This is a genomic window from Micromonospora sp. NPDC049275, from assembly GCF_043197115.1.
Lineage (GTDB): Bacteria > Actinomycetota > Actinomycetes > Mycobacteriales > Micromonosporaceae > Micromonospora.
Map to the genome: position 1 here is coordinate 231,716 of NZ_JBICSN010000006.1, position 13,179 is coordinate 244,894.

Consider the following 13,179-nt stretch of genomic DNA (forward strand, 5'->3'; position numbering starts at 1 on the left):
TAAGAGTCAGTCGACACTGCACAGAGAGCAAAGGTATCAAATTGGATAACTTGTACCATTGGTACGACGCCGCTGATTCACGCCGAATTATGAGGAGATCCATGCCAGCCGACGCCGTTCTGCACGTCGCGGGCGCACGCCCCAACTTCCCCAAGGCGGCACCGGTGATCCGCGCGCTGGACCGGCACGGCGTGCGGCAGCGTCTGGTCCACACCGGACAGCACTACGACGACCGGATGTCCGAGGTCTTCTTCCGACAGCTACGGCTCCCCGAGCCGGACCTCAACCTCGGGGTGGGCTCGGGCAGCCACGCGAGCCAGACCGCCGCGGTCATGACCGGCCTGGAAGAGCTGATGGTCGCCGACCGCCCGGCGCTCACAGTCGTGTACGGCGACGTCAACTCCGCGCTCGCCGCCGCCCTCGTCGCGGCGAAGCTGGGCATCCCCGTCGCCCACGTGGAGGCGGGACTGCGCAGCTTCGACAGGTCCATGCCCGAGGAGATCAACCGGGTCGTCGTCGACCACGTGTCCGACCTGCTGTTCGCCACCAGCCCCGACGCCCTGGCACACCTGGAGACCGAGGGCATCGCGGCGGAGAAGGTCCACCTGGTCGGCAATCCGATGATCGACACGCTGCTGGCCAACCTCGACCGCTTCGACGTCGCCGGCATCCGTGCCGCGCTCGCGCTCCCCGAGCGCTACGTCGTCGCGACGCTGCACCGGCCGGGCAACGTCGACGACGCGGCGGACGCCGTCGACCTGGTGAAGGCGATGCACGCCGTCGCCGACCACCTGCCCGTCGTCCTGCCGCTGCACCCGCGCGGCAGGCGTCACCTCGAGAACGCCGGCCTGCTCTCGCATCGTGCGATGCGGGTCATCGAGCCGCTGGGGTACCTCGAGTTCGTCAGCCTGGTACGCGGCGCGGCGGTCGTCGTCACCGACTCCGGAGGCGTACAGGAGGAGACGACGATGCTCGGCGTGCCCTGCCTGACCTTGCGGCCCAACACGGAACGCCCGATCACGATCACGCACGGCACCAACCGCCTCGTCACCCGCTCGACGCTCGCCGAGGCGGTGGCGAACACCCTCGCGACCGGTCGGCCCGCCGTACGGGCCACGCCGCCGCTGTGGGACGGCGCGGCCGGGGAACGGATCGCGCGGATCATCGTGGCGGCGCTGCGGTAGCCGACCCCGCCGGTCCGTGGACAGCCCGCGTCCCTTCACCGGTACGCCGGACGCGTCCGACACCTGTGTGGTGAGCTGTACGGGTGGCGGGGCTGGGACTGATACTGCACCCCACCCGGGATGTCACCGAGGTGGTCGGGATCATCGAACGGTGGGCGACGCGCAACCACAAGTCGCTCTTCGTGCGCGCGGAGGACAAGCACCGAGTGCCGACCAGCGTCGAGCCCGTGCCGGAGAAGGACGTGGCAGTCCGCGCCGACGCGTTGATCAGCATCGGCGGCGACGGCACCATGCTGGGCGCGCTGCGCTCGGCCGTCCTCGACCCGAAGCCGGTGCTCGGCGTCCACCTGGGCCGGCTCGGTTTCCTCGTCGAGATCGAGCCGCCGGCGCTGCCCGAGGCGCTGAGCCGGCTGCTGTCGAAGGACTTCACCATCGAGTCACACGCCTGCCTGGCCTGCGACGTGTGCGGCGACGACGTGGTGGCGTTCAACGACATCGCCCTGGTTCGGCGGCCCGGCTCAGGCTTCGTCACCGCCACCCTGGCCGTCGACGGCCAGCAGTACGGCTACTACCGCGCCGACGCCGTGGTGGTGAGCACGCCGATCGGCTCCACGGCGTACAGCTATGCCGCCGGCGGTCCGTTGATCTCCCCGGCGGCGGACGCGGTGGTCGTCACCCCGTCGGCGCCGATGGCCGGCATCTCCCGCTCGGTGGTGCTCTCCGGGGACGAGAAGATCCGGCTGGAGTTGGAGCCCCACTCGTCGGCCGTGGTGGTGGAGATGGACGGGCTGGTGTTCCGGGATGCGGCGGACGAGGGCGCGGTGGAGATCAGCTACCGGCGCAACGCCGGCCTGGTGGTCCGCTTCGACCCGCTGCGCTACCAGGAACGCAACCAGCTGAAGATGAGCCTCCTCGACCTGCCCTTCCTCCCCGAACAGCTCAAGGCACTACTCCCCAAAGAACTACAAAACCCCAACGAACAAGAAATCCCCCCACGCTGCTAACCCCCACCCCCACCCCACCCCACCCCCGCGTTGATCATGAAGTTATTGCCGCCCGCCTCGGCGTGTCGTGGCAATAACTTCATGATCAACGCGGAAGTCGGTGGGTGGGGTGGGGGTGGGGGTTAGGCCTGGGTCAGGGCCTGGTCTACCAGGGATTTGGCTTCCTGCTGGATCTGCTTGAGGTGGTCGGGGCCCTGGAAGGACTCGGCGTAGATCTTGTAGACGTCTTCCGTGCCCGAGGGCCTTGCGGCGAACCAGCCGGACTTGGTGCTCACCTTGAGACCGCCGATCGGGGCGTCGTTGCCGGGGGCGGTGGTAAGGGTCGCGGTGATCGGCTCACCCCCCAGCTCGGTGGCGGTGACCTGGTCCGGGGAGAGCTTGGCGAGCACGGCCTTCTGCTCCCGGGTGGCCGGGGCGTCGATCCGGGCGTACGCGGGCGCACCGAACCGCTCGGCCAGCTCCGCCCAGTGCTCGCTCGGGCTGCGCCCGGTGGTGGCCAGGATCTCCGAGGCGAGCAGGCAGAGCAGGATGCCGTCCTTGTCGGTGGTCCAGGTGGAGCCGTCGCGGCGCAGGAACGACGCCCCGGCGCTCTCCTCACCGCCGAAGCCGACCGACCCGTCGAGCAGACCGGGCACGAACCACTTGAAGCCGACCGGCACCTCCAGCAGCGGTCGGCCCAGGTCGGCGGCCACCCGGTCGATCATCGAGGAGGAGACCAGGGTCTTGCCGACGGCGGCGGCCGGACCCCAGTCGGCGCGGGTGCGGAACAGGTGCCCGATCGCCACCGCCAGGTAGTGGTTGGGGTTCATGAGGCCGGCGTCGGGGGTGACGATGCCGTGCCGGTCGGCGTCGGCGTCGTTGCCCGTGGAGATCTGGTAGTCGGCGCGGGCGGCGATCAGGGAGGCCATCGCGTTCGGCGACGAGCAGTCCATCCGGATCTTGCCGTCGCCGTCGAGCGTCATGAACCGCCAGGTCGGGTCGACAGTCGGGTTGACCACCGTCAGGTCCAGCCGGTGCCGCTCGGCGATCTCCCCCCAGTACGCCACGCTGGCCCCGCCGAGCGGGTCGGCGCCGATCCGGATACCGGCGTCACGGATGGCGTCGATGTCGATCGCCGCCGGCAGGTCGTCGACGTAGTGCGCGAGGAAGTCGTACTCCCCTGTCGTGTCGGCGGCCCGGGCCCGCGCGTAGGTGATCCGGCGGACCTCCTTGAGCCCGGCGGCGAGGATCGTGTTGGCCCGGTCCTGGATCCACCGGGTGACGTCGGTGTCGGCGGGCCCGCCGTTTGTGGGGTTGTACTTGAAGCCGCCGTCGTCGGGCGGGTTGTGCGACGGGGTGATGACGATGCCGTCGGCGAGCCCGCTGGTGCGGCCCCGGTTGTGGGTGAGGATGGCGTGCGACAGCGCCGGGGTGGGGGTGTAGCCGTCGCGGCTGTCGACGAGCACGGTGACCCCGTTGGCGGCGAGCACCTCCAGCGCGTCCACGGCGGCCGGCGCGGAGAGCGCGTGCGTGTCGCGGGCGAGGAACAGCGGGCCGTCGAGGCCCTGCTCCCGCCGGTAGTCGCAGAGCGCCTGGGTAACCGCGAGGATGTGGTCGGAGTTGAACGCGTTGCGCAGGCTGGAGCCCCGGTGGCCGGAGGTGCCGAAGGAGACCTGCTGCGCCGGGTCCGCGGGGTCCGGATGCTCGGCGTAGTAGGCGGTCACCAGGCGCGGCACGTCGACCAGGTCGGCGGGCTCGGCGGGCTGGCCGGCACGGGGATGGGTCACGGGGTTCTACCTCCTTGATAGTGCGACGGTCACGGCTCGACCTTCTGGCCCTTGCCGATCACCACGATGCCGTTGTCGGAGACGGTGTAGCGCTGCCGGTCCTTCTCCAGGTCGACGCCGATCTCGGTGCCCTCGGGGACGAACACGTTCTTGTCCAGGATGGCCCGGCGGACCACGGCGTGCCGGCCGATCTCGACACCCTCCATCAGCACCGAGCCCTCGACATGCGCCCAGGAGTGCACACGCACCTTCGGCGACACGATCGAGTTCTCCACGAGCGAGCCGGAGATCACCACACCCGGAGAGACCATCGAGCCGACCGCGCGGCCGACCCGCTCCCCCCACTGGTGGACGAACTTCGCCGGCGGCCACGGCGGCTGCTCGGTGTAGATCGGCCAGTCGAAGTTGTAGAGGTTGAAGACGGGGTGCACGTTGATCAGATCCATGTGCGCGTCGTAGAACGAGTCGAGCGTCCCCACGTCGCGCCAGTAGCCGCGGTCCCGGTCGGTGCTGCCCGGCACCTCGTTGTCGCGGAAGTCGTAGACGTTCGCCTCGCCCCGCTCGACGAGCATCGGGATGATGCTGCCGCCCATGTCGTGCTTGCTGGACTTGTCCGCCGCGTCACGCTCGACCGCTTCGCAGAGAGCGCGGGTGGTGAAGACGTAGTTGCCCATCGAGGCGTAGATCTCGTCGGGGGCGTCGGGAAGGCCGACCGCGTCGGTGGGCTTCTCGCGGAACGCACGGATCTTGCGGCCGTCCTCGCCGACCTCGATGACACCGAACTGGTCGGCCATCGACAGCGGCTGGCGGATGCCGGCGACGGTCACCGCGGCGCCGGAGGCGATGTGATCCTCCACCATCTGCCGGGGATCCATCCGGTAGATGTGGTCGGCGCCGAAGACGATCACGTAGTCGGGCTGCTCGTCGTTGATGAGGTTGAAGCTCTGGTAGATGGCGTCGGCCGATCCGGCGAACCACCACGGGCCGCGACGCTGCTGCGCCGGCACCGGTGTGACGTAGTTGCCGAGCAGCGTGGACATCCGCCAGGTCTTGGTGATGTGTCGGTCGAGGGAGTGGGACTTGTACTGGGTCAACACGACGATCTTGAGATAGCCGGCGTTGGCCAGGTTGGAGAGGACGAAGTCGACCATGCGGTACATCCCGCCGAACGGGACGGCCGGCTTGGCCCGGTCCGTGGTGAGTGGCATCAGGCGCTTGCCCTCCCCACCCGCCAGGACGATCGCGAGCACCTTGGCAGCCATGCCCAGACGCTATCCACCCGCGTCGGACTTCACCACTCGTACGGGGACTCTTCTGCACTAGGGTGCGGGGTCATGACGGAACCCACCCCGCTGCGCGTCGATCTGCTCACCCGCGAGTACCCGCCGGAGGTCTACGGAGGCGCGGGCGTGCACGTCGAGTACCTGGCCCGGGAGTTGCGCCACCTCACCGACGTCCGCGTGCACTGCTTCGGCCTGCCGCGCACCGAGCCGGGCGTCACGGCGTACACCGAACCACCCGGCCTGACCGGCGCGAACGCCGCGCTGCGGACGATGGGTGTGGATCTGGAGATGGCCGCCGGCGCCGCCGGCGCCGACGTGGTGCACAGCCACACGTGGTACGCGAACCTGGCCGGGCACACCGCGAAGCTGCTGCACGGGGTGCCGCACGTGCTGACCGCGCACAGCCTGGAGCCGCTGCGGCCGTGGAAGGCCGAGCAGCTCGGCGGCGGTTACACGCTCTCCTCGTGGATCGAGCGCACCGCGATGGAGGCCGCCGACGCGGTGATCGCGGTCAGTGGGGGCATGCGCAACGACGTGCTCACCGCGTACCCGCAGATCGACCCGGACCGGGTCCGGGTGGTCTACAACGGCATCGACACCACGCAGTACGCGCCGGACTCCGGCACCGACGTGCTGGACCGGCTCGGCATCGACCCGGCGCTGCCCAGCGTGGTGTACGTGGGAAGGATCACTCGACAGAAGGGCCTGCCCTACCTGCTGCGGGCGGCCCGGGAGCTGCCGGCGGACACCCAGCTCGTGCTGCTCGCCGGAGCGCCGGACACCCCGGAGATCGCCGCCGAGGTCCAGGAGCTGGTTGCCGAGCTGCGGGCCAACCGCTCCGGCGTGGTCTGGGTGGCCGAGATGCTGCCCAAGCCCGAGGTGATCCAGGTGCTCACCCACGCCACCGTCTTCGTCTGCCCGTCGGTGTACGAGCCGATGGGCATCGTCAACCTGGAGGCGATGGCCTGCGAGACGGCAGTCGTGGCGACCGCCACCGGCGGCATCCCCGAGGTGGTGGCCGACGGTGAGACGGGCCTGCTGGTCCCCATCGAGCAGGCCACCGACGGCTCCGGCACCCCGCTGGCCCCGGAGCGGTTCGTGGCCGACCTGGCGGCGGCGGTCAACACGCTGCTCGCCGACCCGACGCGCACCGAACGGTTCGGCCTGGCCGGCCGCCGACGCGCCGTGGAGCACTTCTCCTGGGACGCGGTCGCCCGCCAGACCCTCGACGTGTACCGCTCGGTCGCCGCGCGCTGAGGGAGACGAGCACGATGCGGTACGACGAACTCGAAGCGGCCGTTCTCGCGCTCATCGTCGCGGCCGGCGAGGATGAGCTGCGCGCCTTCGGCCTCGACACCGTCACCCGGCTGGTCCGCGCGGACCTGCTGGAGACGGCGGCGGACGACGAGCTGACCGAGGACGCGTGGGCGGCGTTGACAAGCGCCCGGGAGAACATCCGGACGGCCGGCGCCGGCGAACTGCGCGCACTGCTGGTGCGGATCGACGAGGGAATCCGCGCGGACGACGACCTGGACCAGGGGCTCCTGATCGTCATCACCGCGCTGGAGCACTGGACCACCTACCTGGAGGAGAACGAGCGCGGAGAGCTGCACGAACTGGCCATCCGCTCCGTCGAGGAGGTCGACTTCGAGGTCTCGGCCGACCTCGACGACGTCCTCGCCAGCGCGGAGATGGCCGCCGAGTACGCGCGCATCGAACGCCTGCTCACGGTCTAGCTCTCTGGGGCCGCCTGAGCTCTCGGGCCGGCGTTCCGGTTGGCTCTCCGGCCGACGTGCCCGTCGCGTCCAGGGGTCGCCTCAGACCGCCGTTCCCGGAGGGGACTTGAGCAACGACGTCGCCTCGGCGGAATAACCACCATGCCCGTGGCAAAGCGCGCTGGCCGCGATGCGGATGAGGTCGATGTTCACCCCGGCGGCGCCGGCCGGGCCACCCCGGGCCACCGGCCTAGATCAACACGGGTTCCAGGAAACCGGTGCATCCCAGCCGCGTCGATACCGCAGTTTCCTGGAACCCGTTCCGGCCACGCCGGGAGGCCAGCCACTCAGGCGGACCCGGTGGTCTGCGTGAGTGGCTTCGGCCGCACACCACGAAAGCGGGCGTTCCACCGTGGTTACCCCGCGTGATGCCGCCCACCCGCACAGGGCCAAGATCCGCACAACTTCGGGGGAGTTGCTGCGTCGACGACGTTGCGAGGCAGCAACTCCCCCCGAAAGTGCGCGGATCTTCACTCGCGGCCCGGCCGTGGAGACTGACAGACGTGCTTGGCCGCGCGCGAAGGGATCTCGCACAGTAGGTTGGCGGGGTGACTGGACGGTTCCCGATCGAAGACGTCTCCCCTGTCGTCTCGTGCGGGCGGTACCCGGCCAAGGCGGTGGTCGACGAACCGGTTCCGGTGTCGGCCCGCGCCTACCGGGAGGGGCACGACGCGCTCGGCTGCAACGTGGTCTGGATGGGTCCGGACGGCGTCACCAGGCCGTTCACCCGGATGCGCCCCGGCGAGCCCGGCCAGGACCGCTGGCACGCCACGATTCGCCCGGACGCCGTCGGCTCCTGGACCTTCTCCGTCGAGGCGTTCCAGGACCCGTACCTGACGTGGCAGAACGCGGTCACCAAGAAGATCGCCGCCGGGCAGGGTCCGGTCGATCTCGCCAACGACCTGGCCGAGGGCGCGCGGGTGCTGGCCGCCGCGCGGGACCTCGTGCCGACCGCCGACCGGGCCCGCGTCGCCGCCGCGCTCACCGCGCTCGTCGACACCGACCTTCCGTTGCCGCAGCGGGTGGACCCCGCGCTGGCCCTGGCCGACCTGCTCTGGGAGCACCCGGTGCGGGAGCTGGTGACCGTCGGTGACACGTACACCATCTGGGTTGACCGCAAGCGGGCGCTCTTCTCGGCCTGGTACGAGTTCTTCCCGCGCTCCGAAGGAGCGGCGGGCGGTCGGTCGGGCACCTTCGCCACGGCCACCGAGCGGCTGCCGGGTGTGGCGGCGATGGGCTTCGACGTGCTCTACCTGCCGCCGATCCACCCGATCGGCCGGATCAACCGCAAGGGCCGCAACAACGCGCTCACCGCCGGGCCGACCGACGTGGGCTCGCCGTGGGCGATCGGCGCCGCCGAGGGCGGCCACGACACGATCCACCCCGACCTGGGTACGCCTGCCGACTTCCGGGCCTTCATCGAGGCGGCGGCGGCGCAGGGCCTGGAGGTGGCGATGGACCTGGCGTTGCAGTGCGCGCCGGACCACCCCTGGGTCACCGAGCACCCGGAATGGTTCACCACCCGCGCCGACGGCAGCATCGCGTACGCGGAGAACCCGCCGAAGAAGTACCAGGACATCTACCCGGTCAACTTCGACAACGACCCGGAGGGCATCCGGGCCGAGGTGCTGCGGGTGGTGCTGCACTGGGTGGGCGAGGGCATCCGGATCTTCCGGGTGGACAACCCGCACACCAAGCCGTTCGACTTCTGGCACTGGCTGATCGCCGAGGTCAAGACCGTCGACCCGGACGTGCTGTTCCTGGCCGAGGCGTTCACCCGGCCGGCCATCATGCACGGGCTCGGCAAGATCGGCTTCACGCAGTCGTACACCTACTTCACCTGGCGCACGACGGCCGCGCAGATGCGGGAGTACTGCGAGGAGCTGGTCGCGTCGGCCGACCACATGCGGCCGAACTTCTGGCCGAACACACCGGACATCCTGCACGAGTCGTTGCAGCACGGTGGTCCGCCGATGTTCAAGATCCGGGCGGTGCTGGCGGCGCTGCTCTCCCCCTCCTGGGGCCTGTACGCGGGCTTCGAGCTGTTCGAGCACGTGGCCCGGCCGGGCGCGGAGGAGTACCTGGACAACGAGAAGTACGAGCTGCGCCCCCGCGACTGGACCGCGGCCGAGGCGCAGGGCCGCTCGCTGGCGCCCTTCCTGGCCACCCTCAACCGGGTACGCCGCGACAACCCGGCCCTGCACCAGCTCCGCAACCTGCGCTTCCACGAGATCGACAACCCGGCGCTGCTGTGCTGGTCGAAGCACGACCCGGACACCGGCAACACCGTCATCGTGATCTGCTCGTTCGACCCACGTGTGGTGCAGTGGGGCAATACGACGCTGGACATGCCGGAGCTCGGGTTCGACTGGCACGAGCGGTTCACCGTGTACGACGAGCTGACCGGCACCAGCTACGACTGGGGGCAGCGCAACGCGGTGCGGCTCGACCCGTACCTGCAACCGGCGCACGTGCTTACCGTCCGCCGCCCGGTCGCGCAGCACTCCGCTCCGGAGCCCGCCGGCGTCGAACCGGCGGACCTGACCGTCACCGACGTTCCGGACGAGCTCTCCGGCGGCACCGCGCCGACGACGCCGGCACCGACGGCTGTCACCGACCCGACTGCCATCGCCGAGCGGGCGGCCAACGCCGACCCGACGGCCAACGCCGACCCGACAGCCAACACCGACCCGACAGCCGGCTCCGAGCCGGCGGTGGCTCCGCGCCCGGCGGCGGCCCGCCCGTCCGACGCCCGCCCCGCGGTGGCCCGCCCGTTCGACCCGCGTTCCGTGGCGGCCCGCGCGTCCGCTGCCCGCTCGGCGAAGGCCCGCTCGGCGGCGCCCCGCCCGTCTGCCGCGCCCCGCCCGTCCGCCTCCGCACCGACCGAAGCCGCCCCGAAGGACGACCGATGGACCAGCTGATCACCGGCGTGACGCACGACCCGCACGCGCTGCTCGGCGCGCACCCCGCCGACGGCTCGACGACGATCCGCACGATGCGCCGAGGCGCGGGCGACGTCGTGCTGCTCGTGGGCGACGAGCGGCACCCGATGAAGCGGGTGCACGACCTGGGCGTCTTCGAGGCGCAGGTCGAGGGGACCGTGCTCGACTACCGGGTGGAGGTCGACGGCGTCGTCCACGACGACCCGTACCGCTATCCGCCCACGCTCGGCGAGCTCGACCTGCACCTGATCGGCGAGGGCCGGCACGAGCGGCTGTGGGACGCGCTCGGGGCCCGGGTCTTCGACGAGGGCGTGGCGTTCAGCGTCTGGGCGCCCAGCGCGCGCGGGGTCCGGGTGATCGGTGACTTCACCGGCTGGGGTCCGGACGACGGCTGGCCGATGCGGTCGCTCGGCTCCAGCGGCGTGTGGGAGCTGTTCGTCCCGAACGCCCGGGTCGGCGCCCGCTACAAGTACCGGGTGCTCGGCGCCGACGGGCAGTGGCGGGACAAGGCCGACCCCCTGGCGGCGTACGCCGAGGTGCCGCCCGCCACCGCCTCGGTGGTGCACCACTCGACGTACCGGTGGAACGACGAGGACTGGCTGGCCCGGCGGGCCGAGCGTAAGCCGCACCAGGAGCCGATGAGCGTGTACGAGGTGCACCTCGGCTCGTGGCGGCCCGGCCTGGGTTACCGGGAGCTGGCCGAGCAGCTCACCGCGTACGTCACCGAACTGGGCTTCACGCACGTGGAGTTCCTGCCGGTGATGGAGCACCCGTTCGGCGGCTCCTGGGGCTACCAGGTGACCGGCTACTACGCGCCGACGTCCCGCTTCGGTGACCCGGACGAGTTCCGCCACCTCGTGGACGCCCTGCACGCCGCCGGCATCGGCGTGATCCTGGACTGGGTGCCCGCGCACTTCCCCAAGGACGAGTGGGCCCTGGCCCGCTTCGACGGCACCCCGCTCTACGAGCACGCCGACCCGCGCCGGGGCGAACACCCCGACTGGGGTACGTACGTGTTCGACTACGGCCGCAGCGAGGTGCGCAACTTCCTGGTCGCCAACGCGCTCTACTGGTGCGACCAGTTCCACGTCGACGGGCTGCGGGTCGACGCGGTCGCCTCGATGCTCTACCTGGACTACTCCCGCGAGCACGGGCAGTGGGCACCGAACAAGTACGGCGGTCGGGAGAACCTGGAGGCCATCGCGTTCATGCAGGAGGTGAACGCGACGGTCTACAAGCACCACGCCGGCGTCGTGATGATCGCCGAGGAGTCCACCGCCTGGCCGGGCGTCACCGCCCCCACCGCCGAGGGCGGGCTGGGCTTCGGGTTCAAGTGGAACATGGGCTGGATGCACGACACCCTGCTCTACACCTCGAAGGACCCGATCTACCGCCAGCACCACCACCACCAGCTCACGTTCTCCCTGGCGTACGCGTGGAGCGAGAACTACGTGCTGCCGATCAGCCACGACGAGGTCGTGCACGGCAAGGGCTCGCTGGCCGGCAAGATGCCCGGCGACACCTGGCAGCGGCTGGCGAACGTCCGCGCGCTGCTCGCGTACATGTGGGCGCACCCGGGCAAGCAACTGCTGTTCATGGGCTCCGAACTGGCCGACGACCGGGAGTGGAGCGAGGAGCGCGGCCTCGACTGGTACCTGCTGCACGACCCGGCTCGCGCCGGCGTCCAGCGGCTCGTCGGTGACATCAACCGCGTCTACCGGGCCACGCCGGCGCTGTGGTCGCAGGACACCGAGCCGGCCGGGTTCCGGTGGATCGCCGGGGACGACGTCGCCAACAACACCGTGTCGTTCGTCCGGATCGCCCCGGACGGCTCGACGCTCGTGTGCGTGGCGAACTTCTCCGCGTCGCCGCTGCACGACTACCGGATCGGGTTGCCGGCCGGCGGGACGTGGACCGAGGTGCTCAACACCGACGCCCACCACTACGGCGGGTCGGGGGTGGGCAACCTGGGCGCGGTGCACGCCGAGGACGTGCCGTGGCACGGGCTGGTGGCCTCGGCGGCACTCCAGGTGCCACCGCTGGGCGTCGTCTGGCTGCGGCAGGGCTGACTGTCGCCGCCAGCCTCTTGATCACTTGATGCTGAGCAGTCGTCGGGAGTTGCCCCCTGGGCCTGGACACTCAGCGGTTCGGGGGACGATATCGCAGCACCTTGGAGAGGCAGGGCTTACGGCGGATCGGCGCAGACCTGTACTAGCGTTGACGCCGTGAGCAATCGTGCTGCGAGGTACGAACCGATGACGATCGCACACCTGGGCGTCCTGCTCGTCGGAGGCGACGACACCAGGCGGTGGCGTCTGGTGGCGGAGTTCCTGGAGGAGTACGGCTGGGAAGCACCCGAGCATCGCGCCGACCTGCTGATCCAGGAGCCAGCCCCAACCGGTGACGATCATTGGGATGTCTTCCTCGCGGCATTGGCGGAGTACCTCTCCGCCCGCGACGGGCGCGGCGCACCCTCGTGGGTCGAGACGCGGTCGCTACGGCAGTTTTGGTTCCCCTTCAACACTCGCGCCGCCCGCGTCGACGCCGTGGTGCACGCGCCCGCGGCATTCCGGCGCCGTGGGGTGTTCATCTCTCCGCAGGAGTTGAAGGTCGCGTGAGCGCCGATGACCCGCTGCTGGACCGAACTGCCATAGAGGACGCCTTTCGCAGGCTCGGTGACCGGCTGGCAAAGCGGGGTGTGGTCGCCGACCTGTATATCTTCGGCGGGGCTGCCATGGCGTTGGCCTACGACGCCCGCCGGGCGACGCGGGACATAGACGCCGTTTTTCAGCCGCACGGTATCGTCCTCGACGAAGCGCGGGCCGTCGCGGATGAGCTGGGGCTGCCGCAGTGGTGGCTGAACGAACAGGCGAGCGTGTACGTCGCCATTGGCGGGGACCCGGAGGCACCACGAGTCTTCGATCATCCTGGCCTGCGGGTCTCGGCGGCGTCCCCGGAGCATCTACTTGCCATGAAGGTTCTCGCGGCACGACGCCGAGACGCCGAGGACATCCGCTTCCTCGTGGAGCACCTCGGGCTGAACAACCCCGAAGAGGTCCTCGGCCTTTGTGCCGAGATCTTCCCGGACGAAGAGGTCCCCGGCCGGGCGAGGCTTGTTCTTGAAGACGTGTTCGATGGCCGGTAGCCCGGCAGGGGCAGTCGGTCAGACCAGCCCGGCGTCGCGCAGCAGTTGCCCCAGGCGGGTGCCGTCGGGCGTGGAGAGCC

The 13,179-nt window shown here is 70.5% G+C and carries 9 protein-coding genes and 1 pseudogene; 8 read left to right on the plus strand and 2 right to left on the minus strand.

Annotated features, from left to right (window positions below; all coding sequences use genetic code 11):
- Nucleotides 1–101 precede the first annotated feature (101 nt).
- Both wecB and ACGFIE_RS20620 read left to right on the plus strand, forming a co-directional pair.
- A complete protein-coding gene (gene wecB / locus ACGFIE_RS20615; RefSeq protein ID WP_393296766.1) occupies nucleotides 102–1,184 on the plus strand; it encodes a non-hydrolyzing UDP-N-acetylglucosamine 2-epimerase in 1,083 nt (360 codons plus the stop codon).
- A gap of 83 nt (nucleotides 1,185–1,267) precedes the next feature.
- On the plus strand, nucleotides 1,268–2,188 hold the full coding sequence (locus tag ACGFIE_RS20620; protein ID WP_393296768.1) for an NAD(+)/NADH kinase: 921 nt from the start codon (nucleotides 1,268–1,270) through the stop codon (nucleotides 2,186–2,188).
- Nucleotides 2,189–2,310: 122 nt separating this feature from the next.
- Here ACGFIE_RS20620 and pgm read toward each other — a convergent pair whose 3' ends face one another.
- Together pgm and glgC are read right to left on the minus strand one after the other, a co-directional pair.
- Nucleotides 2,311–3,954 carry a phosphoglucomutase (alpha-D-glucose-1,6-bisphosphate-dependent) gene (gene pgm / locus ACGFIE_RS20625; protein WP_393296770.1) on the minus strand — a complete coding sequence of 548 codons (1,644 nt, stop codon included), beginning with the start codon at nucleotides 3,952–3,954 and terminating at the stop codon, nucleotides 2,311–2,313.
- Between the two features lie 29 nt (nucleotides 3,955–3,983).
- Nucleotides 3,984–5,216, minus strand: a complete 1,233-nt coding sequence (gene glgC, locus ACGFIE_RS20630) for a glucose-1-phosphate adenylyltransferase (protein ID WP_363690138.1) — start codon at nucleotides 5,214–5,216, stop codon at nucleotides 3,984–3,986.
- 72 nt (nucleotides 5,217–5,288) lie between these two features.
- On the opposite strand from glgC, the gene glgA reads away from it, so the two are divergent.
- From glgA to ACGFIE_RS20660, 6 genes and pseudogenes are all read left to right on the plus strand, one after another.
- Nucleotides 5,289–6,494, plus strand: coding sequence for a glycogen synthase (gene glgA / locus ACGFIE_RS20635; RefSeq protein WP_393296772.1), 1,206 nt, complete (start codon nucleotides 5,289–5,291; stop codon nucleotides 6,492–6,494).
- A gap of 14 nt (nucleotides 6,495–6,508) precedes the next feature.
- Nucleotides 6,509–6,973, plus strand: a complete 465-nt coding sequence (locus tag ACGFIE_RS20640) for a hypothetical protein (protein ID WP_393296774.1) — start codon at nucleotides 6,509–6,511, stop codon at nucleotides 6,971–6,973.
- 587 nt (nucleotides 6,974–7,560) lie between these two features.
- Nucleotides 7,561–9,612, plus strand: a pseudogene (locus tag ACGFIE_RS20645) (maltotransferase domain-containing protein); the annotation flags it as partial.
- Between the two features lie 308 nt (nucleotides 9,613–9,920).
- The gene (gene glgB, locus ACGFIE_RS20650; protein WP_393296776.1) at nucleotides 9,921–12,023 is read left to right on the plus strand and encodes a 1,4-alpha-glucan branching protein GlgB; all 2,103 of its coding nucleotides are present in this window, start codon (nucleotides 9,921–9,923) and stop codon (nucleotides 12,021–12,023) included.
- Nucleotides 12,024–12,209: 186 nt separating this feature from the next.
- Complete coding sequence (locus tag ACGFIE_RS20655) at nucleotides 12,210–12,572, plus strand: hypothetical protein (protein WP_393296778.1); 363 nt, start codon at nucleotides 12,210–12,212, stop codon at nucleotides 12,570–12,572.
- The gene (locus ACGFIE_RS20660; protein WP_393296780.1) at nucleotides 12,569–13,099 is read left to right on the plus strand and encodes a DUF6036 family nucleotidyltransferase; all 531 of its coding nucleotides are present in this window, start codon (nucleotides 12,569–12,571) and stop codon (nucleotides 13,097–13,099) included. Before ACGFIE_RS20655 ends, ACGFIE_RS20660 begins: the two co-directional genes overlap by 4 nt.
- Nucleotides 13,100–13,179: the final 80 nt, after the last annotated feature.

Bases quoted from the DNA above. Each gene is read 5' to 3' on its own strand.
- wecB (WP_393296766.1), top strand. From the start codon at position 102: ATGCCAGCCGACGCCGTTCTGCACGTCGCGGGCGCACGCCCCAACTTC.
- glgC (WP_363690138.1), bottom strand. From the start codon at position 5,216: ATGGCTGCCAAGGTGCTCGCGATCGTCCTGGCGGGTGGGGAGGGCAAG.
- glgA (WP_393296772.1), top strand. From the start codon at position 5,289: ATGACGGAACCCACCCCGCTGCGCGTCGATCTGCTCACCCGCGAGTAC.
- ACGFIE_RS20640 (WP_393296774.1), top strand. From the start codon at position 6,509: ATGCGGTACGACGAACTCGAAGCGGCCGTTCTCGCGCTCATCGTCGCG.
- glgB (WP_393296776.1), top strand. From the start codon at position 9,921: ATGGACCAGCTGATCACCGGCGTGACGCACGACCCGCACGCGCTGCTC.
- ACGFIE_RS20655 (WP_393296778.1), top strand. From the start codon at position 12,210: ATGACGATCGCACACCTGGGCGTCCTGCTCGTCGGAGGCGACGACACC.